The organism is Chryseobacterium sp. 2VB, from assembly GCF_005503635.1.
In the GTDB taxonomy this organism is placed as follows: Bacteria; Bacteroidota; Bacteroidia; order Flavobacteriales; family Weeksellaceae; genus Chryseobacterium; species Chryseobacterium cupriresistens.
This window is the reverse complement of record NZ_SCNC01000014.1, coordinates 19,286-37,776: the sequence shown is the minus strand read 5'-3', so window position 1 is coordinate 37,776 and position 18,491 is coordinate 19,286. Positions and strand designations below refer to the sequence as shown.

Annotated in this window: 20 protein-coding genes and 1 tRNA gene; 16 read left to right on the top strand and 5 right to left on the bottom strand. The window is 36.3% G+C overall.

Going from position 1 to position 18,491, the window contains the following annotated elements; all coding sequences use genetic code 11:
- Nucleotides 1-47 precede the first annotated feature (47 nt).
- From FFS26_RS13905 to FFS26_RS13865, 9 genes are all read left to right on the top strand, one after another.
- Nucleotides 48-338, top strand: a complete 291-nt coding sequence (locus tag FFS26_RS13905) for a winged helix-turn-helix domain-containing protein (RefSeq protein ID WP_110010688.1) — start codon at nucleotides 48-50, stop codon at nucleotides 336-338.
- Between the two features lie 64 nt (nucleotides 339-402).
- The gene (locus FFS26_RS13900) at nucleotides 403-693 is read left to right on the top strand and encodes a hypothetical protein (RefSeq protein WP_110010725.1); all 291 of its coding nucleotides are present in this window, start codon (nucleotides 403-405) and stop codon (nucleotides 691-693) included.
- A gap of 32 nt (nucleotides 694-725) precedes the next feature.
- Entirely contained in the window at nucleotides 726-1,028 is a 303-nt protein-coding gene (locus FFS26_RS13895; RefSeq protein ID WP_110010689.1) for a hypothetical protein, read from the top strand.
- Nucleotides 1,029-1,034: 6 nt separating this feature from the next.
- A complete protein-coding gene (locus tag FFS26_RS13890) occupies nucleotides 1,035-1,520 on the top strand; it encodes a Coq4 family protein (protein ID WP_137905302.1) in 486 nt (161 codons plus the stop codon).
- 11 nt (nucleotides 1,521-1,531) lie between these two features.
- Nucleotides 1,532-1,825, top strand: a complete 294-nt coding sequence (locus FFS26_RS13885; RefSeq protein ID WP_137905301.1) for a hypothetical protein — start codon at nucleotides 1,532-1,534, stop codon at nucleotides 1,823-1,825.
- 58 nt (nucleotides 1,826-1,883) lie between these two features.
- Nucleotides 1,884-3,254, top strand: a complete 1,371-nt coding sequence (locus FFS26_RS13880) for a DUF4153 domain-containing protein (protein WP_137905300.1) — start codon at nucleotides 1,884-1,886, stop codon at nucleotides 3,252-3,254.
- Between the two features lie 57 nt (nucleotides 3,255-3,311).
- Nucleotides 3,312-3,965, top strand: coding sequence for a DUF1361 domain-containing protein (locus tag FFS26_RS13875; RefSeq protein WP_137905299.1), 654 nt, complete (start codon nucleotides 3,312-3,314; stop codon nucleotides 3,963-3,965).
- Nucleotides 3,966-4,018: 53 nt separating this feature from the next.
- Entirely contained in the window at nucleotides 4,019-4,558 is a 540-nt protein-coding gene (locus tag FFS26_RS13870; protein ID WP_137905298.1) for a hypothetical protein, read from the top strand.
- A gap of 60 nt (nucleotides 4,559-4,618) precedes the next feature.
- On the top strand, nucleotides 4,619-5,131 hold the full coding sequence (locus FFS26_RS13865) for a hypothetical protein (RefSeq protein WP_137905297.1): 513 nt from the start codon (nucleotides 4,619-4,621) through the stop codon (nucleotides 5,129-5,131).
- An 86-nt stretch (nucleotides 5,132-5,217) separates the two neighbouring features.
- Here the strand turns inward: FFS26_RS13865 and FFS26_RS13860 are convergent, their stop codons facing one another.
- The 3 genes from FFS26_RS13860 to FFS26_RS13850 form a co-directional block, all read right to left on the bottom strand.
- Complete coding sequence (locus FFS26_RS13860) at nucleotides 5,218-6,876, bottom strand: S8/S53 family peptidase (RefSeq protein ID WP_137905296.1); 1,659 nt, start codon at nucleotides 6,874-6,876, stop codon at nucleotides 5,218-5,220.
- Between the two features lie 267 nt (nucleotides 6,877-7,143).
- Nucleotides 7,144-7,593, bottom strand: coding sequence for a D-aminoacyl-tRNA deacylase (dtd, locus tag FFS26_RS13855; RefSeq protein WP_137905295.1), 450 nt, complete (start codon nucleotides 7,591-7,593; stop codon nucleotides 7,144-7,146).
- A 9-nt stretch (nucleotides 7,594-7,602) separates the two neighbouring features.
- Nucleotides 7,603-8,058: a hypothetical protein gene (locus tag FFS26_RS13850; RefSeq protein WP_137905294.1), complete on the bottom strand. Its 456-nt coding sequence runs from the start codon at nucleotides 8,056-8,058 to the stop codon at nucleotides 7,603-7,605.
- 109 nt (nucleotides 8,059-8,167) lie between these two features.
- Between FFS26_RS13850 and greA the strand changes: the two genes are divergently transcribed.
- The 7 genes from greA (at nucleotide 8,168) to FFS26_RS13815 (ending at nucleotide 14,090) form a co-directional block, all read left to right on the top strand.
- A complete protein-coding gene (gene greA, locus FFS26_RS13845; protein ID WP_002981731.1) occupies nucleotides 8,168-8,638 on the top strand; it encodes a transcription elongation factor GreA in 471 nt (156 codons plus the stop codon).
- 57 nt (nucleotides 8,639-8,695) lie between these two features.
- A complete protein-coding gene (locus FFS26_RS13840) occupies nucleotides 8,696-9,085 on the top strand; it encodes an HIT family protein (RefSeq protein ID WP_137905293.1) in 390 nt (129 codons plus the stop codon).
- Between the two features lie 66 nt (nucleotides 9,086-9,151).
- Nucleotides 9,152-10,339 (top strand): ATP-dependent Clp protease ATP-binding subunit ClpX, encoded by a 1,188-nt coding sequence (gene clpX, locus FFS26_RS13835; RefSeq protein ID WP_137905292.1) that lies wholly within the window; start codon nucleotides 9,152-9,154, stop codon nucleotides 10,337-10,339.
- Nucleotides 10,340-10,413: 74 nt separating this feature from the next.
- Nucleotides 10,414-12,390 (top strand): T9SS type A sorting domain-containing protein, encoded by a 1,977-nt coding sequence (locus FFS26_RS13830; RefSeq protein WP_137905291.1) that lies wholly within the window; start codon nucleotides 10,414-10,416, stop codon nucleotides 12,388-12,390.
- Between the two features lie 6 nt (nucleotides 12,391-12,396).
- Nucleotides 12,397-12,618 (top strand): signal peptidase, encoded by a 222-nt coding sequence (locus tag FFS26_RS13825; protein WP_137905290.1) that lies wholly within the window; start codon nucleotides 12,397-12,399, stop codon nucleotides 12,616-12,618.
- Between the two features lie 61 nt (nucleotides 12,619-12,679).
- Nucleotides 12,680-13,972 (top strand): TlpA family protein disulfide reductase, encoded by a 1,293-nt coding sequence (locus FFS26_RS13820; protein WP_137905289.1) that lies wholly within the window; start codon nucleotides 12,680-12,682, stop codon nucleotides 13,970-13,972.
- A 44-nt stretch (nucleotides 13,973-14,016) separates the two neighbouring features.
- A tRNA-Met gene (locus tag FFS26_RS13815) sits at nucleotides 14,017-14,090 on the top strand.
- Between the two features lie 406 nt (nucleotides 14,091-14,496).
- Here the strand turns inward: FFS26_RS13815 and FFS26_RS13810 are convergent.
- Nucleotides 14,497-15,795 (bottom strand): HlyD family secretion protein, encoded by a 1,299-nt coding sequence (locus FFS26_RS13810; protein WP_171006315.1) that lies wholly within the window; start codon nucleotides 15,793-15,795, stop codon nucleotides 14,497-14,499.
- A 312-nt stretch (nucleotides 15,796-16,107) separates the two neighbouring features.
- Nucleotides 16,108-18,303 (bottom strand): peptidase domain-containing ABC transporter, encoded by a 2,196-nt coding sequence (locus tag FFS26_RS13805; protein ID WP_110010705.1) that lies wholly within the window; start codon nucleotides 18,301-18,303, stop codon nucleotides 16,108-16,110.
- Between the last annotated feature and the right edge of the window lie 188 nt (nucleotides 18,304-18,491).

The following is an 18,491-nucleotide window of genomic DNA, read 5'->3' as shown; positions in this document are numbered from 1 at the left end:
ACATATTGCATTTTAGCAGTGTTTCAGAATAAATAAGATAAAGTAAAATGATCAAAATAAATCAGCTCAATAAAGAATTCGAAAGCCGTGTAAGACTGGGTATTATGTCCGTTCTTATGGTTAACGACTGGGTTGATTTTTCTGAAATGAAAAGCCTGCTCGAAATTACAGACGGAAATCTTGCCAGCCATAGCAATGCGCTGGAAAAAGCAGGCTATATCGAAGTAAAGAAGGAATTTGTCGGGAAGAAACCTAAAACGTCTTATCGTGTTACACAGAGCGGAAGGCAGGCGTTTAATGAGCATTTAGATGCACTTGAAAAATTATTGGGGCGATAGTCCTATATTTTTTTGAAAATTAACTTTGAATTACAAAGTACTTTATATATTTAAATTAAATAAAATGATGACACAGAAACAAAAAACAATCGCCATTTATGCCCTTCCATTGGCTATACTCTGTATTCCCTTGGTTGGAAATCTATTTTCTAAGGAAGTGAACTGGTCAGGAGCAGATTTTCTTATTGCAGGAGCTTTGCTTTTTACAACCGCTTTTCTCATCAATATAGTTAGAAATAAAATCAAAAAGCAAAATCAGAGAATGCTGGTCTGCATTTTTATATTACTAGCTCTGGTACTTATTTGGGTCGAATTAGCCGTAGGAATCTTCGGAAGTCCGTTTGCTGGAAGCTGATCAACCTTTTTTATTTATTAAACCTTGAAATAATGAAAGATCAAAAAATTATATACTTCGGAAGATTCATATTCGGATTATTCTTTTTAGCCGGAAATACCTGTCTTTTCGGGTACATTCTAACAAAAGAATATTGGTTTGCAGACTCAGGATTTCTACTGATTACTTATGGAACTATATTCAATATTATTGTCCTATCAGTTTTGTTGATATATGCTGCTGCAGACCGGTCTGCAAGTAAAGCCTGTTTACAGTCGGCGGGGTTAATTCTGATCAATATACCCATAGCTATACTTTATACCATAATAGGATGCAATCTTGTTATTTTTAATTAATTCACTATGAAAAAAATACGTGTTCAGTTTCTGCTTTTTGTGTATGATAAAACTCAAAAACTATACAGAAAATATTTCAAAAAGAAAAAAAGGCAGTGGCAGTTCAATGAAAAACAACTGCTGGAGTTTAAGGAAGATTCTTTAGGACGAAAACTGGGAGAATTTTATAGAAAACACGGTTTTTCGATGATCCCCAAAATGGAAAATCATGATGTACACCATCTGATTACAGGTTGTGGAACCAACTTCGAAGATGAAATTGCCATGCAGTATCTGCTCCTTGGAAACGGTAAACTCAATGCACATCTGCTGGCCGCAATCGTATTGGGAACAATTATACTGCCTGAGTATGCGAAAATTTATATCAAAGCGTATAAAAAGGGACAAAATATGAGAACCTTTCATCACTGGGATTTTGAAGAGCTGCTATGGCAGAATTATGAGCATGTGAAAGATTTTATTCAACAGAAAGAAACGATAGTTCTTCATTAAAATTAAAAATAATGGAAAAAATAAAATTCAGTCCACTAGGGGAGAAGACATTTTTAATCTCATTTTTGCTGGGTACCTCTTTGCTGCTTTTATTTTGGATTACAAAAGCTGAATTTCTCGTGATACTCGGATTTTACTATGTGGTGATCGCGGTAGTAGTGAATCTGTTAATCACTTTATATGAATTGATGGAATTCCTGAGTGATATTTCAGAAAAGAAAAGGAACGGAAACTCTGTCCTTCTATTGCTGCTCAATATCCCTGTTACTTTTTTATACCTCACCCTATTCTTTAATTTTTGCTAATCTCTATCTCTGTAAATTAAATCTTTCAATTCTTTCAATCTTTTAAATAATTAACCTCATGAAAACATATCATTATATATTTCTTACAGCCATTCTCTTTGTCATCGTCTTTTATGATCAGGAGTTGGGGCTTAATCTTGGAATTCTTGGAATTGTCTACGCATTATTAACACTTTTCAGGACACCTGCAAAAAATAAAACAGGAATACTATATGGTCTTTTTGCGACAAGTATTCTTTCCAGCATTGCATTTGCCTGGTTTGGAGATTTTACATCCTTTATTGCAGTAGTGAGCTCGTTGCTTTTGCTGGGATATAAATCAAAGAACAGAAGGCTGAAGATTCTCTTTTTAATTCCGGTTTTTATCGTGAATAGCTGTACTTCCTTCTGTCGTTTTTTTAGCTTTGATGAATGGCTGCCTAAGAAAAATTTTTCAGGATTTTGGCAAAAGACATTGGCTTTCTTTTTGATTCCGCTGGTGTTTGTTTCCGTTTTCTTTGGAATATATTCTGCAGGAAGCGACCATTTTGCAGCCCTTTTCACAGATTATGAGCTGGATATTAATCTATGGCAGGTATTCTGTCTCTCTGTGCTGGGATTCTTTATTGCCTTTAATTACTGGAATTATGCGGTGGAAAAGTTAATCTATAAAAACAATCATGTTCTGGATAACGAGTTCCGCAAAGAATCCCGGATTCCCAAGGCTACTTATTCTTTTCTTGATCTTGATGCAGAAAGAATAAGCGGAATCATTTCTTTTGTCTTGCTGAATGTTTTATTGGTATTCTTTATTATTACCTATAATTATGAACAGTTTTATGAAGTTGTAAAAACACCTGTTCAGCTTTCAGAAGAAACCCATGAGAGAGTAAACGCTGTTATTATGTCTATTGTCATGGCAATTCTTGTGATCATGTTCTACTTTAAATCAGGATTTAATTTTGATCCGAAAGCAGGTTCACTGAAAGTATTAGCCAAAATATGGATTTTCCTCAATGCTGTTCTTGTTGTTTCCGCAGCTCTTAAAAACTATGAGTATATTATTAATTATGGATTTACCTATAAAAGGCTGGGTGTTTTTGCTTTCCTGCTGTTATCATTAGTTGGTCTGGCGTTGACTTTTATTAAAATTCAAAAGCAAAAAAGAAATATTTTCCTTGTTAATACAATGATCTGGTATTTTTATGCAACTGTCCTTGTGTGCAGTTACTTCAACTGGGGTGGTTTTATTACTTCTCAGAATATGAAACGAAAGGATTTTGCGGTCAACTATCATGTAACTTCCATCAATTTCAGTGAAAAAGCACTTCTGAAATATGCGGATGAGAAAAATGATCAGAAACTTAAAAAGATCTTGCAGGATAAGGTGAAAAACAAAACATCCAAAAACTTTCTTTCAAAGATTTTATATTATCAGACTATAAAATAAAAGATCACGAAAAACTTTGTAGAACCATCAAGATTTAAAATTAATGTATTGTTGATAATGATGACCATATTCTGTTTCAGTCTTTCTGCTTTCAGATACTATATCAGTGATACAAAAGTGTTTTTGTTTCTCAACTGGAACCTCTTTTTGGCGTGGATTCCTTTATTATTAAGTTCTTTTGTTCTTGCTTTTAATATCAGAAGTAAAATCTCGCTGGTCTTTATTATTATAATCTGGATTTTGTTCTTTCCCAATTCTCCCTACATCCTGACAGATCTTTTTCATCTCAGAGCAAGAAATTCAATCCCGGTCTGGTATGATCTCATTGTGATTCTTTCTTATGCATGGACCGGCCTGATCTGCGGATTTATTAGCCTTAATGATATTGAAAAACGACTTTCTGATTATGGGAAAAAAAATAGTATCAATGGAATTATCGTATTTTTTCTTTTCATGAGCAGCTTTGGAGTTTATCTTGGCCGTTTTCTGAGATGGAACAGCTGGGACGTACTTAATAATCCTTTCGGCCTGTTCTCTGATATTGTAGTGAGATTTATTTATCCGATGGAATATACCAAAACATGGGGTGTTACTCTTTTGATGGGAATTATGCTCAACTTCATGTACTTTACATTTAAATGCGCTGGCATCAATGAAGAAAAAGAATTGAAGCCGGGAGACAAATCATTAAACGGATTGGAACAGTTTTAGCATTTAAATGAGCTCAGCATAATCAATGTTGATCCATTCTTAAAATAATTATTATGAAAAAAAGCTTATTGTTAATTCCTTTGATTATTGTTGCCTGTAAAAAAGATACTGCTGTGACAAACGTTCCGGAGAAGGATTCTACAGTGGTAACAGAAATGCCGGATTCTGTGGTAAAAACAGATTCTGCAGCATTAAGAAAGAAAGACTCCATTATTAACAATGCTCCGGCCACTAAGGAAGTTCTGCGAAAAGGGGTGATGAGAAATGAAAAAGACGGACAGATCATAAGAACGGCGGATGCTAATCAGCTGCCTTTTACCATTGGAGAAGAATTTACAAAAGATGATCAGGATTTTATTTTAAAACTGACCCACTACGACCGCCCGAACATCAAAGCAAAAATTTCTACCAAAGAAAAGGACTTCAATATCCGGTTCAATCAGATCAGACTTCCAAACGGAAATTATGATGGGCCTTTCGGAAGAGAAATCACCTATGATACTCCCGGAAAAGGTGAAGTATGGCTGATTATCGGGAAAAGTAACATGGCTTCCGGAAATACAAAAGGAAGTTTTACGGTAACGGTGGAATAAAATTCAATCAATTTGGTATAATTTCTGCAAACTAACCTTTAAGTTTAAAATTTTAAAATTATGAAAAATATAGTTCTAACAGCAATGGCCGCTTCAGCTGTACTCGTAAGTTGCGGAACCGTACAGTCGCTGGTTCAGAATACATTTCCATACACAACGAATGTTTTGGTGTCTACGGGAGTTCCTGCAGATAAAGAAGTTTCTTCCACTGCAACAGCTACCAATGTACAGACCTGGTTCGGAGGAAATAACAATGCAAAAATTAAAGACGTAAGAATTTCAGATGCGAAAATCTCTGTAGCTTCTCCTTCAGGAGGAAATCTGAGTGCTTTCAAAACTGTAAAAATATACGTTTCATCCAACGGAACAGGAGAAAGACTCATCGCTTCGCGTTCCAATATTTCCACCAATTCTTCCAGCTTAAATCTTGATCTTAATGATACCGGATTTTTGGATGAAATTGTAAAAAGTTCTGGTTTAACAGTAAGAACAGTGTACGAGCTGAAAAATCAGACCTCTTCAGATATGAACATCAAAGTAGCGCTGAATTTCAGCAGTGTTCCTGCGCAATAAGTGCAAAAAAAATACTATCTAAAAACCCTCTTGCAGTATTCTGTAAGAGGGTTTAATGTGAAGTAAAATGTATATAAAATCTTATTTTAGAGTTTTGTTAATTTCTCAACAACCCTTCTCTGTCCTTCATTAATATTAATAATATACTGACCTGTAGGCAATTGTGAAATGTCAATTTTTTCATTTGTTAAAACTGAATTTTTGATAACCGTACGACCCTGAAGATTAATAATCTCTACATCCAGTCTTTTATTTTCCTTGCTTTGAATAGCAATAGAGCTGCTGGACGGGTTAGGATAGATCTTAACTTCCAATGCCGGTAAAGCTGTAACAGGTGTTGCCAATTTACTTTCCAGCTGAAGAATCGCATTCTTCACATTGGGAAGAGGTCCGATCTTTTGGCCGGTCACAGTTCCTCCCTGAGGAATCCCCGTTGAAATTAAAAGGTTTTTCATCGCTGAAGGGGTTAAGTTCTGACCTGTAGTCTGACGATAGTAAGACTGGATCAAAATAGCCGCAGAAGATACCACCGGCGTAGCAGAACTGGTGCCGCTGAAATAATTATAGGTTCTGTTGTTATCATTGTCATATTTCGCATAAGACCCATAACCTGCTGCCATCACACTGCTTCCCCAGCCCTGTACATCCACTCTGTTTCCATAAGTACTGAAACTTAATTTTGAATGGGTAGTATTGGGAGATCCTGCTCCTACAATGATAGCTCCGCTGTTTCCTCTCGCAAGATACGTAGCATAAAAAGGGTCATCCAGGTTCTGATTCCCGTTACCTGCCGCTGCGATAATAATGATTCCTGAATCAGTAGCAGCTTTTGTAAGATCCCAGATTACTTTATCATATTCTGCAGGACAATATTGCCCGTCTTTTCCGCCAGTCTGCATTTCATATAAAATAATATCGCCCGCCTGAGAAGCGTTGATGGATCTGCTCACGGCAGAAGCTCTGTTATAACCTACTGTCGTCCATTCCATATATCCTTTTATTTCAGAAGTATTGTAGGCTGCTCCCGTAAGACCAATATTATCTTTTACAGAACCTAAAATACTTACTACTGCCGTTCCGTGATCTCGGTAATTATTATTGGCCAGTCCGGCATTCGGAGAATATCCCGGTTCCAGTTGTATGGAGTTTTGATTAGACAGCATCTCGTGAGTTTTATAGAAACCATATTCTACATCCCGCACACGGATATTCTGTCCTGTGATTCCTCTGGACCATGCATATTTGGCGTTGATTCCCGGATTGTCATTCAGGTAGGTTTGCAGGCTTTCCAGATCAGGAGTTGCTACAAAAGCATTTACCAAAGGTGGTTCGATAGGTTCGGCACTCATTACAGAAACATATTCTATTTCAGGAAACCTCTCCAGAGTATGGATGATTTTTTCTGAAGCTTCTTTATTTTGAAGGGGAATGTCAGCCTTATAAATTCTTTTCAGCTTTTCCACAGACTCCCCGGAATTACCAATGGCTTTGCTGCTTCTGGCCATCTCATCGAGTTTGCTGTCCGTAAAATCCAGATCATACTTAAATGAAATGTGGTTTTCTCTTGAAAATCTTTCGAGGTCAGCATTTCTGCTGAAAGCCGTTTTTTCAGAATTGATGCCTTTTGAAAAGCAGACGTAAATAATTGAATTGTGATCGTTAGCCATTTTGGGCTGGCTGTCCTGTCCGAAAGACAATGTAGAACAGAACGCAAACAATGCGAAAAGATTGATTTTTGTTTTCATATAATTTTGTTAAATGGTTGTGAATCAGTTTTGATTTACATCAAAAATAACAATAAAATAAAAACAAATCACATTTTTGTGAATTTAATTTTAAAATTTTCATTCTTTTCTTTTGTGTAAAGGATTTCTTTACTTACGAAAATAAACGTGACAGGTTTTCAAAACCAGTGAGGGTTAAGAGCGCATATTTTATACGTACTCATCAAAAAAATACGCTTCATAAATTGAAGCGTACCGAGTGTATTTTACACATTTGTTTTTCTCTGCTTAGTTTTTGGTGATAGAATCCATCACAATGGTAACCGGTCCGTCATTGACCAGGGAAACTTTCATATCTGCGCCAAAGATTCCGCTTTCTGTTTTTAATCCCGATTTGGCTATTTCTTCTTTAAAATAATCAAAAAGCGGTATAGCTTTATCCGGTTTTGCTGCCTTTATGAAAGAAGGTCTGTTACCTTTTTTATAATCTGCAATTAATGTAAACTGACTGATGCAAAGAATTTCTCCTGAAATATCCTTCACAGACAGATTGAGTTTGTCATTTTCATCTCCAAAGATTCTAAGATTTAAAAGCTTCTGTACAAGCCAGTCTGCATCAGCTTTTTCATCATTTTCATCTATACCTGTCAGCAGCATCAGTCCTTTCCCGATTTCACCCACAACTTTTCCGTCTACTTGTACGCTGGCTTCGGAGACTCTTTGTATAACGATCTTCATCTTATAATTTTAATAATAAACATTTAAGGTTTTACTTGCTGCATCATAACTGTAAGGATAAGTTTTAGGCGGCAGAGATGTTTTTGCACCTGATTCCGGCTGCCCGGTACTTAAAATCCATCTGGTATTATCCTCAGGACATATAATGGCAATATTATCTTTTACTTCAAGAGTTGTATTGTTACCAGGACATATATGCGGAGCATTTCTGTCATAGACTTTAAATCCGTTGGCTGTCCGGACAATAATCAACCCTCTGGTTCCTGACTGTTGCTCGTTCACATAAATCCAGCCGTTGATATTGTTCAAAACGTAGTAAGCAGGCAGGTTTAAATTAAGTGATACATTGATAGGAACATTGGGAAAGCAGTTGACGGTATCTTCTCTGCTTCCACATGAGTTTATAGTTAAATTACTGAAAATCAATAAACTGAAAATGGATAAGATTGAAAAAGTTTTTTTCATTTCAATTTAAATTTTTATATATTTGTAAAAATTAAACGATTACAACACGAAAACATTGTCCGGCAAATGTCGGATTATTTTTTTATACTAAAACTAAATTTTGAAAATTATGGCAAGCTATGTAACTAAGGAGGGCCTAGAGAAAATGAAAGCTGAGCTGGAACAGTTGGAAACTGTGGAGAGACCAAAAATTACTCAGCAGATCGCAGAAGCAAGAGATAAAGGAGATTTATCGGAAAATGCAGAATATGATGCGGCTAAAGAGGCTCAGGGGATGCTTGAAATGAGAATTTCCAAGCTGAAAGATGTTATTTCTACTTCTAAAATTATAGACGAAAGCCAATTAGATACTTCAAAAGTTTCAATCTTAACAACAGTGAAACTTAAAAATAATGCTACCAAGCAGGAGCAGGTATTTACATTGGTACCGGATAATGAAAGCGACCTGAAGACAGGGAAGATTTCTGTGAATACACCTATCGCAAAAGGCCTGTTAGGAAAAGCTATTGGTGAAACTGCTGAAATTACTTTACCCAACGGAAACAAACTGTCTTTCGAAGTATTAGACATTTCTTTATAGTCTGATATCCCTTTCTATTTCTAAACTTCTAAATATCTAACCCAAACTTCTGATAAAATGAGCACTATATTCACGAAAATCATTAATGGCGAAATTCCCTCTTATAAGATTGCAGAAAATGAAAACTTTATTGCATTCTTAGACGCAATGCCTTTGGTGAAAGGACATACTTTAGTTGTACCTAAAAAAGAAGTGGATCTGATTTTTGATCTTGAAAGTGAAGAATACAAAAACCTTTGGGGATTTGCCCAAGAGGTAGCCAAGAAGATCAAAACTGCAGTTCCATGTGTGAGAGTAGGAGTAGCAGTGGTGGGACTTGAAGTTCCTCATGCACACATCCATCTGATTCCTTTAAATAAGATGGAAGACATGAATTTCAGAAATGAAAGATTAAAATTAACGAACGAAGAATATACAGAGATTCAATACTCAATTATTAATTCTTAACAACCAGAAAATCGTAAAAAAGTAATTTTTTACGATTTTCTTTAACATATACATATATTATATCATATGAACTCAAACCAATGTTCTTTCTGCGGCAGAAAAAGAAATGAAGTACAGATGCTGATTTCCGGGCAGAATGGTTTTATTTGTGAAAATTGTATAGAGCAGGCACATGCGATCGTAAAAGATGGTGCATCCAAAACAGGATATTCACCTGCAGACAGCATGGATGAGCTTAAAAAACCAAAAGAGATCAAAGAATTTCTTGATCAGTATGTAATTGGACAGGATCAGGCAAAAAAACAGCTTTCAATCGCTGTATATAATCATTATAAAAGATTACTTCACGCCCAGGACGAAAACAGGGAGGTGGAGCTTGAAAAATCAAATATTATCATGATAGGGGAAACCGGAACAGGTAAAACCCTTTTGGCGAAAACGATTGCCAGAGAGCTTAATGTTCCTTTCTGTATCGTAGATGCTACTATTTTAACAGAAGCCGGATATGTAGGAGAAGATGTTGAAAGTATCCTTTCAAGACTTCTTATGGTGGCAGATTATGATGTGGAAAAAGCTGAAAAAGGAATCGTTTTCATTGATGAGATTGATAAAATTGCCAGAAAATCAGACAACCCAAGTATTACAAGAGACGTTTCCGGAGAAGGAGTACAGCAGGGATTGCTGAAACTGCTGGAAGGAAGTATTGTGAATGTTCCGCCGCAGGGAGGAAGAAAGCACCCGGATCAGAAATACATCCAGGTTAATACTCAGAATATCTTATTTATTGCAGGAGGGGCTTTTGACGGAATCAAAGAAATCATCGAAAGAAGAATGAACAAGCAGGCCATCGGGTTCAGCTCTGAAAAAATCAATAAAACTGACGAAGACGAATATATATTAACAAATATTAATGCAATTGATCTTCGTACTTTCGGATTAATTCCCGAACTTTTAGGAAGATTTCCAATTATCACTTACCTTGATAAACTCACCAAAGAGACCCTGGTAAGAATCATGAAGGAACCTAAAAACTCTATTGTGAATCAATTTGTGGAACTTTTCAAAATGGATGGCACAAATTTGGTTATTACAGACGGAGCCATTGAAAAAATCGTAGAGGAAACTATTGAAAAAGGACTAGGTGCAAGAGGTCTTAGAGGAACCACCGAAAAAGTTCTAGAAGACTACATGTTTTCAATAGGAGAGGAGAAAGAAATTATCCTAACTGAAGATAATGTTTTGATTAATAGATAAAAAATTTTTTTTTTAAGAAAAATAATAATACCTTTGCGGGTGAAGATTGTATTAACACACAAATAATTTATACAATGAGAAAAAGTTTATTTGCTATAGGTCTTTTAGCAATTAGTTATTCTGTTCAGGCGCAGATACTATGTCATGTTGACACTAATGCTAATATGTATGTGAGCGAAGGCACCCTAGTTTATAGCGGTGGAGGTGTACAAACAAAGGGTAATGGCCTTTTGGACGTGCATGGAAATATTATGGTTGTAGGATCTGGTACAGATGCTTTTAAGACAATTAATGCTGCCGGAACAGGTGATAAAACTGACGGCGGAAATATCATCTTAAGACTGAATACCCCTGCTTCTTTTGCTACTTCCACGTATGGCCAGCTGTACATCGATGGGCTATCCCAGTCCAACATTACTGGTATTGTAACCAAAGAGTACAGAACTACAAGTAATGGTAGTGGTAATTATTTCCAACAAGTTGCTTTGCCTTTCTATGGTAAAGCTTTAAGCTCATTATCTACTGAAGTTGGTAAGACTTTCAATACGGGTAGATACAGCAATCCGATTCTTAAGTGGGACAACGCTAATGCAGTTTCTGCACATTTTACAAATTTAGCAACTACAACTACTGATGGTCCGGGATATTATATGCTGAAAGTGACCAATAATGATTGGAACCCAAGCGCACCTGCAACCGGAACAGTATTCAATATTAACGGAAAGCCATATGCTCCGTTAGCTGGAACTGTAACATTGCAGAATGCCGGAAAGTCTAATGTGGGAGCTTCCAATGTTGTATTCGGAGCTGGTGGTAACGCTGTGAATTCTTATAACGAAAAGTACAACACTTATCTTGATGATATATTTGAAAGTACTAATGGGAATAATTGGACAGTAACATTTGGTCAAAATATCTATCAATTTGGTAATCCCTTCTTTACCAATTTAGATTTATCTAATATCGGATATACTGAAAGTGTTACCGGATCAGACGGAAATGCTGTAAAAAATATCTGGGGTGTTGAGTATGACCCGGGTACAGTTGTTACACTTTCTGGTGGTTCTACGTATGCTACAGGTTCTAAAATTGTTACTTTTGTTACTACAGGTGATGGGGTTGCTCCAGCTGTTGGAGATGTTGATAATGTAGTAATGAAACCTATGCAGTCATTTAAAATAAAGTTAAGAGACAATACAGCTCAGACTTTAGATTTTAATACACTGAGAAGATTCAAATCAACAGCAAGAGCAGCAGGTACTCCTAACGGTGTAAATGCAGCCAGAATGGCTGGTAAGGGTACAAACAGTACAGTGAAACAACTTGGGGTAATTGGTCTTGATGCTAATGGTAAGGAGATTGCCAGAACATACTATGCTGTTTCTCCATCTTTCACAACAGGACACCAGGTTTCTACAGCAACAACAGTTCAGGCTTCAGCAGGTGCCAGAATCATTGGTACTTACGAAGAAGCACTGAATGGTGGATATGATAACAATTATACTAATTATTGGTTATATATTAACGAAGCTAATGAGAGTAACTTCCAAGGTAAAAATGTTAAGTTAGTTAACTATAAACTTGATCAGGTTAAATCTTATAAGTTCGAGATCAGAGAAAATGCAGAACTTATTCCTGCTGGAACACACCAGCTATCTTCAGGAATTGGTTTCTACTATAAAGCGGAAAATGGAAATTTAGTACAGGTGAAACAAGGAGATGTTGTAGCGGTAACAAATGAAGAAGCTAACCTGTATTATGGTGAGCCAAGTAATATTACTTTGGCTGTTGATAAAACAGCTCCTAGTGTTTCCAGAACACTTGTTGTTTACGATCCATCAGTTACAAATTACATTGTTAGATTTGATCCAAAATGGAAAAAAGCGGACATTCAAGTTTATGATATGAGCGGTAAACTGGTAATCTCTAAAAAAGCGGTTGAAACATCCCGAGATTTTGTAATCGAGCTTGATGGCTCAGTTAAAAACTCTTACATTGTAAAAATCGTTTCTGATAAAGGAGAAACTGTTAACACTAAAATCTTAAAATAAGCACATATGAGAACTATTAATAAACTAGTCCTGGCGTTTTTCCTGTTTGCTGTATCATTAGCAAATGCCGCTCCACCACAACCAGCAATCCCAATTGGAGGTGGTACCGGAGGAAATGGTACAGGATCGCCCGCCTCACCAATTGATATGTATGTATATGTACTTGGTATCGTAGCAATTGGATTTATTGTTTACTTTACAAAAAAGTACAAAAGCGTAAAAGCATAAAATTTTATTAAAATAATATTAAACTCTCTGATTAGTCAGGGAGTTTTTTTATTTTTACTATATGAAAAAAATTTATATGCTATCTGCAGTTTTAACTGCATTTGCTCTGCAGGCTCAATTTACTGTTACAATTCAGACTCCGGCAGATTTTAAAGATCAGGACGCTATTTTATATACATTAAACGGATCAAAAGACATTATTGTTACTAAAGAACAGAGTAAGAATAGTACGTGGACTTTTAAATATCCGGGCCATTATATGGGGATGATGAAAGTCTATTTCCCTGGCTCCAATAATACCGTAAGCTTTATTTCTGAAAATAAAAATGTCAACTTTAAACTGGATATTCAAAATAATAAAGTGAAGGATGTTATCTATCTGGATGAAACCAATAATCTGATGAGTAAACAACAGGAGGGCTCCCAAAAGAAAGAGCTTATTTTACCGGCTTTAGCGCAGATTAAAGAATACTATAAAGATAATACCGACTTTGGAAAAGCGTTGAAAACAGAAATTGACAGGCTTTCCGGTGCATCAAACTCTATTGATGCAGCGCAACACCCGTTTATTGCTTATTACAATACGAATTACAACAAGTTCCTTTCCAATTCTCCTGATTCCGTGAAAAAAGCAGATCAGGAAGAAATAATCAACTTTCTGGACAAATCCGGTGATATGCTTGAAAGCTCATCATTACTAAGACCTTTGTTGGTCGCTTATCTGAATTCAGGAGGGAATACAAACGTTACGGCGTCTGTTGATAAGTTATTGGATCGTTTAAAAGTAGAAACTCCAAGAGGGCAGACTGTATTGTCAGAATTGATTGATATTTTTGATGTCTATCAGATGGATGAATATAAGAGTAGATATCTGTCTCTTGCCAAAAATCTTAAGTGTACCATTAACGATAGACTTGCTTCTACGTTGAAATCGAACGCCAACATTGAAATGGGGGCGGTTTTCCCTAATTATAAGTTCCAGTCACCTGTTAATACCACTGCCAAATCATTACATGATATTAAAGCAGATAAAAAGGTTGTTGTCTTCTGGTCGTCCACATGTTCACACTGTGAAAGTGAACTTCCGAAACTTCTGGAAAAATACAATGACCTGAAATCAAAAAATATCCAGATTGTAGGACTGTCTTTGGATGTGGATAAGAATTCATATACCAAAAAAATCGCTGCATTTCCCTGGGTGAATGATTCAGAATTGAGAGGATGGAACAGCAGTTACACAGATTTGTATAATATTCATGCAACTCCGACGTATTTTATTTTGGATGCTAACAATAAGATAATCAGCAAACCAGATCATGTTGGAGATGTTTTAGAATATTTTAAGGTAAAATAATTTTGGAGGTAAAGAAATATTTTCTATATTTGCACCACCAAAACGGCGAGGTAGCTCAGTTGGTTAGAGCGCAGGATTCATAACCCTGAGGTCACGGGTTCAATTCCCGTCTTCGCTACAATAAACCGCAATCATTGATGTAGTGATTGCGGTTTTTACTTTTAAAAGAATTAATACTTTACTCTTTAATTCTTTCAACTCAATTTTATTTTTAATAATTTAAGTCTTCTGATGGAGTATTAAGGGAATAATTATACTTTTCAGCGCTGGTACTGAGATCATTTATTCGTCTGACGTTATTATCTCTTTTATATTCGCCTTTTTGCTGTCTTTTTTTGATGATCTTATTGTCAGTAATAGGAAATCCTTTGTTTCGCTGAATTATGGCTGTAATGGCCTGTATAAAAGGAAAAGTATATTGCGTTTCCGGAAAATAGGATCATAGAAGTGGGCATCTTAAAAATAAAGAATAAAAAACCGTCTTACGCATCTGTAAAACGGTTTTAATGTTTTTTAAAAGCTTATCAAACCTGATATCCGAGCAGCTTTCTGATCTGATAGAAGAATCTTTCAATCAGTCGCAGATCCTGTGTGACAATCTCTGCACTGCCTCTAAGCTCTTTATCGAATGTAAGTGTTTTATTGTAGCTCGTTTTTAATCCTTTTGGCAAAATCACATCTACATAGTAGTTTCCTTTATCATCAGGAATCAGGGAGATGTTCTGTACTTTTCCTTCGATGATACCGTACTCCTGGAATCTGTAGTTATCCAGTTTAATCAGAACTTTTTCACCTGGAGTTATTTTTCCTGAGTTTGTTGTAGGTACGGACATTCTGCCCACCAACTGCTCTTTATTTTTAGGAAGAATAGAAAGGATAGGTTCACCTACCTTTACGAATTGATTCTCGCCAAAAAACTGCTGAAAACTGGCAACACCGTCTGTGGATGAGATCACCAGATAGTTCAGCTCCCACTGTTTCAAAGATTTTCGCAGCTGTTCAAGAAGCTGCAGGGTTTGTGACGAGTAGGTAATTCTGTCTTTTTCTGTGTTAATGGCAGTTCCGCTTTTGGTTTTATTCAGGTTGGAGATCCCTTCATCCATTTGTGATATGGAAATTTTAATATTCTCAAGATTTTGCTGAGCCTGAAGATATTTAATTTTTTCGTTTTCAAGTTCCATAGCAGAGATAACACCCTGATTAAATAGTTCCTGAGACCTGTTGAAATTTTTCTTAGTCAGATCATACTTTATAGACTCCAGGTTTTTCTGCTGTTTTAACGTGGCAATTCTTACTTTATATTCTGAAATACTCTGATTGGCCGCCAGATTTTCGGGAGCGTATGGCTGTAATCTTGTAAAAAGGGCTTCGTCCTGAAATGCTTTTGCGAAACTGTTGTACTCACCCTGTAATTCACCAAGCTTAAATCTTGAAGCCTGGGCAATAGGGAAGGAGTATAATTGATCGGGGGTGATGGAGTCTACCAGCTTTTTAAGCTCTAAAATATCCTTATAGTTGGCTGCAGACTGCATCACCATCAGGACATCATTTTTTTTAACTTGCTGGTGGTCTTTTATGAATATTTTTTCAATTTTAGAGCTGGTTCGTGCTTCTATTTTCTCCGGAGGATTCTGAGAAGTTACAATAATAGGAGCTGGCACAAATTCCGGATATTTTATAATGTAGCTCATTAAGAGAATCAACAGCAGGATAATAAATATCACCGTATTTCCCCAGCGGATCATCCAATGCGGCGGCTGGGTAAGAATATCCTGTACGCTTTCTGAGCGGAGTTCAATATTGTCTAAAACGTCTTCTTTCATTGTTATGTAGTAAAATTTCCCCCAATATTTCAGGGGGAATATAATTTAAATAATTGGGCAGTTCCCGTCATACCATGATGGTGGCGAAGTGTCTGCATCCGGCGGGCATTCAAAGTGCTTTATGCGGCATGGTACCCAGCTGCCTAGACACCAGGATCCACAGCAGTTGTTGTCTGGAATAATAACACCTCCGCTGACAAATGTCAAATCTTTTCTCGAAAGTTTTTTAAGATTTTTCATGATTACTATTAGTTTTTATTTTTCCTACTCTGTAAGCTTTTCGGATTCCGCTATATGGTGGCTTTATCTTGGTTAATTTCCTAATTCAAGCTGATTTCTTACCAATCTGTAATATTCTCCTCTTAAGTCTACCAGCTCAGCATGGCTTCCTTCTTCTACGACTCTTCCCTGATCCAGTACAATGATTTTGTCTGCATGTCTTACTGTGGAAAGTCTATGGGCAATCACCACTGCTGTTTTGCCTTTGAAGAACTGCTCAAGGTTTTCCATGATCACTTTTTCATTATTGGCATCCAGTGCAGAGGTAGCTTCATCAAACAAAATATATTCAGGAGCTTTATAAACAGCTCTTGCAATGAAAAGTCTCTGTTTCTGGCCACCACTTACTCCAACGCCCTCATTTCCGATTTTGGTGTTATAGCTTAATGGAAGACTTTCAATAAAATCTTTGATATTGGCTATTTCTACAGCGCGTCTCAGCTTTTGTTTATCTATATGATCTTCACCAACAGCAATATTGTTGGCAATGGTGTCATTGAATACATATCCTTCCTGCATGACAACACCGCAATGATCCCTCCAGTATCTTGGAGAAATATTTTTCATATTGGTATTTCCGATTCTGATTTCACCCTGATCAGGATCATAAAACTTCATCAGCAGTTTCAATAAAGTTGTCTTTCCACTTCCACTGGCTCCTACAATTGCTGTCGTTTGCTGATAAGGTATTGTAAGGCTGAGATTTTCAAAAACCGGAACATCGGAACCAATATACCTGAACGACATATCTTTTATTTCAATATCTTGTTTCGGAACATCGGTAACATATTGCTCATTCTTATCTTCTTCATCATCTTTATCGTGGATTTCTCCCAATCTTTCAAGAGAGATTTTAGCATCCTGTGTCTGCTTGATAAAGTCGATAAGCTGAAGAAGCGGGCTGTTCAGCTGTCCGATGATATACTGAACAGACAGCATCATCCCCAAAGTAAGGTTTCCGCTTAAAACAAGTTTAGCAGAAAGAAAACTCACCAGAATATCTTTCATCTGATTGATAAAATTACCTCCCACAGACTGCCATTGTTCTAAGGATAGAGATTTTATCCTGATTTTAAATAGTTTTACCTGAAGGAATTCCCAGTCCCATCGTTTTTGTTTTTCAGCATTATGCATTTTGATTTCCTGCATTCCGTTGATAAGCTCGATGACTTTACTCTGCTCCTGAGATACCTGAGAGAATCGCTTATAATCAAGTTCTTTTCTTTTTTTCAGGAAGAAACTGATCCATCCGATATACAATACTGCTCCAACAAGATAAACAAGGAAAAGCCTGTAATCATAAAACAGTAAGACAATACTGAAAATGATAAGGTTCACCAGTGAGAATAATGTATTCAATGAAGAACTTGTAAGAAGCTGTTCAATTCTGTGATGGTCATTAATTCTCTGCATGATATCTCCTGTCATCCTGGTATCAAAGAAACTTATCGGAAGTTTCATCAATTTAATAAAGAAATCGGAGATGATCGAAATGTTAATTCTTGCTGAAAGGTGGAGAAGAATCCAGCTTCTTATGGTTTCAATTCCCATTCTTCCCAGAAATAACATAATCTGTGCAAGCAAAACCACATAGATAAAATTAATATCCTGGTTCTGGATGCCGACATCTACAATACTTTGGGTAAGAAAAGGAAATATAAGGGAAAGTAAACTCCCACCTAAAAGTCCGATCGCAAGCTGTATAACAAGTGTTTTGTACTTTAGAAGATATTTGGAAAGGAATGTAAAACTTGCCTTACTTTCTTCTGCATCAAATTCTGTTTGAAAGAATGCAGGAGTAGTTTCAAGGATCAGGACAATTCCCTCTTCTGTATTTTCGTTGGCATTTTCTCCAATCCAGGACTTGATGAATTCTTCTCTGGTATAAGTGATCAGTCCATAGCTGGGATCTGAGATATATACTTTGTTATTTTTGTCAATTTTGTATACAACTACAAAGTGATTTTTATTCCAGTGTGCTACACATGGAAATGGAACTTCTTCTTTGAGGGTATTGAAATCGATCTGGACTCCCATTGACCGGAATCCCAGATTTTCTGCGGCATCACTCAGCCCAAGAAGGCTGCTTCCTTCACGGGTGGTTTCGGAGAGGTTACGAATCTGCTGCAGGGATATACTTTTACCATAATACTTACTTACGATCCTGAGACATGTAGGACCGCAGTCTTTGGTATCTGGCTGCTTATAAAAAGGAAACTTTTTTTTCAAAACTACTACTCATTATAAAATGCCGCCAATAGATGGCGACATTTTTGCTTTAATTCAATTATAATTCAATGAAATGGTAAACTGGAAATAGTCCCATTGATCACCGTTTTTCTACTCTTTTACATCTTTTCAGATGGTTATTTTGTTTTTCCTAAGATAGTGAAATTTTTAAATGAAGAAGATTTATT

Excerpts from the sequence above, each read along its gene's own strand:
- FFS26_RS13880 (WP_137905300.1), top strand. The coding sequence starts at position 1,884 with ATGAAAACATATCATTATATATTTCTTACAGCCATTCTCTTTGTCATC.
- FFS26_RS13825 (WP_137905290.1), top strand. The coding sequence starts at position 12,397 with ATGAGAACTATTAATAAACTAGTCCTGGCGTTTTTCCTGTTTGCTGTA.
- dtd (WP_137905295.1), bottom strand. The coding sequence starts at position 7,593 with ATGAAGATCGTTATACAAAGAGTCTCCGAAGCCAGCGTACAAGTAGAC.
- FFS26_RS13865 (WP_137905297.1), top strand. The coding sequence starts at position 4,619 with ATGAAAAATATAGTTCTAACAGCAATGGCCGCTTCAGCTGTACTCGTA.
- FFS26_RS13900 (WP_110010725.1), top strand. The coding sequence starts at position 403 with ATGATGACACAGAAACAAAAAACAATCGCCATTTATGCCCTTCCATTG.
- FFS26_RS13860 (WP_137905296.1), bottom strand. The coding sequence starts at position 6,876 with ATGAAAACAAAAATCAATCTTTTCGCATTGTTTGCGTTCTGTTCTACA.
- FFS26_RS13895 (WP_110010689.1), top strand. The coding sequence starts at position 726 with ATGAAAGATCAAAAAATTATATACTTCGGAAGATTCATATTCGGATTA.
- greA (WP_002981731.1), top strand. The coding sequence starts at position 8,168 with ATGGCAAGCTATGTAACTAAGGAGGGCCTAGAGAAAATGAAAGCTGAG.
- FFS26_RS13890 (WP_137905302.1), top strand. The coding sequence starts at position 1,035 with ATGAAAAAAATACGTGTTCAGTTTCTGCTTTTTGTGTATGATAAAACT.
- clpX (WP_137905292.1), top strand. The coding sequence starts at position 9,152 with ATGAACTCAAACCAATGTTCTTTCTGCGGCAGAAAAAGAAATGAAGTA.
- FFS26_RS13875 (WP_137905299.1), top strand. The coding sequence starts at position 3,312 with ATGATGACCATATTCTGTTTCAGTCTTTCTGCTTTCAGATACTATATC.
- FFS26_RS13830 (WP_137905291.1), top strand. The coding sequence starts at position 10,414 with ATGAGAAAAAGTTTATTTGCTATAGGTCTTTTAGCAATTAGTTATTCT.
- FFS26_RS13885 (WP_137905301.1), top strand. The coding sequence starts at position 1,532 with ATGGAAAAAATAAAATTCAGTCCACTAGGGGAGAAGACATTTTTAATC.
- FFS26_RS13870 (WP_137905298.1), top strand. The coding sequence starts at position 4,019 with ATGAAAAAAAGCTTATTGTTAATTCCTTTGATTATTGTTGCCTGTAAA.
- FFS26_RS13905 (WP_110010688.1), top strand. The coding sequence starts at position 48 with ATGATCAAAATAAATCAGCTCAATAAAGAATTCGAAAGCCGTGTAAGA.
- FFS26_RS13850 (WP_137905294.1), bottom strand. The coding sequence starts at position 8,058 with ATGAAAAAAACTTTTTCAATCTTATCCATTTTCAGTTTATTGATTTTC.
- FFS26_RS13810 (WP_171006315.1), bottom strand. The coding sequence starts at position 15,795 with ATGAAAGAAGACGTTTTAGACAATATTGAACTCCGCTCAGAAAGCGTA.
- FFS26_RS13840 (WP_137905293.1), top strand. The coding sequence starts at position 8,696 with ATGAGCACTATATTCACGAAAATCATTAATGGCGAAATTCCCTCTTAT.
- FFS26_RS13820 (WP_137905289.1), top strand. The coding sequence starts at position 12,680 with ATGAAAAAAATTTATATGCTATCTGCAGTTTTAACTGCATTTGCTCTG.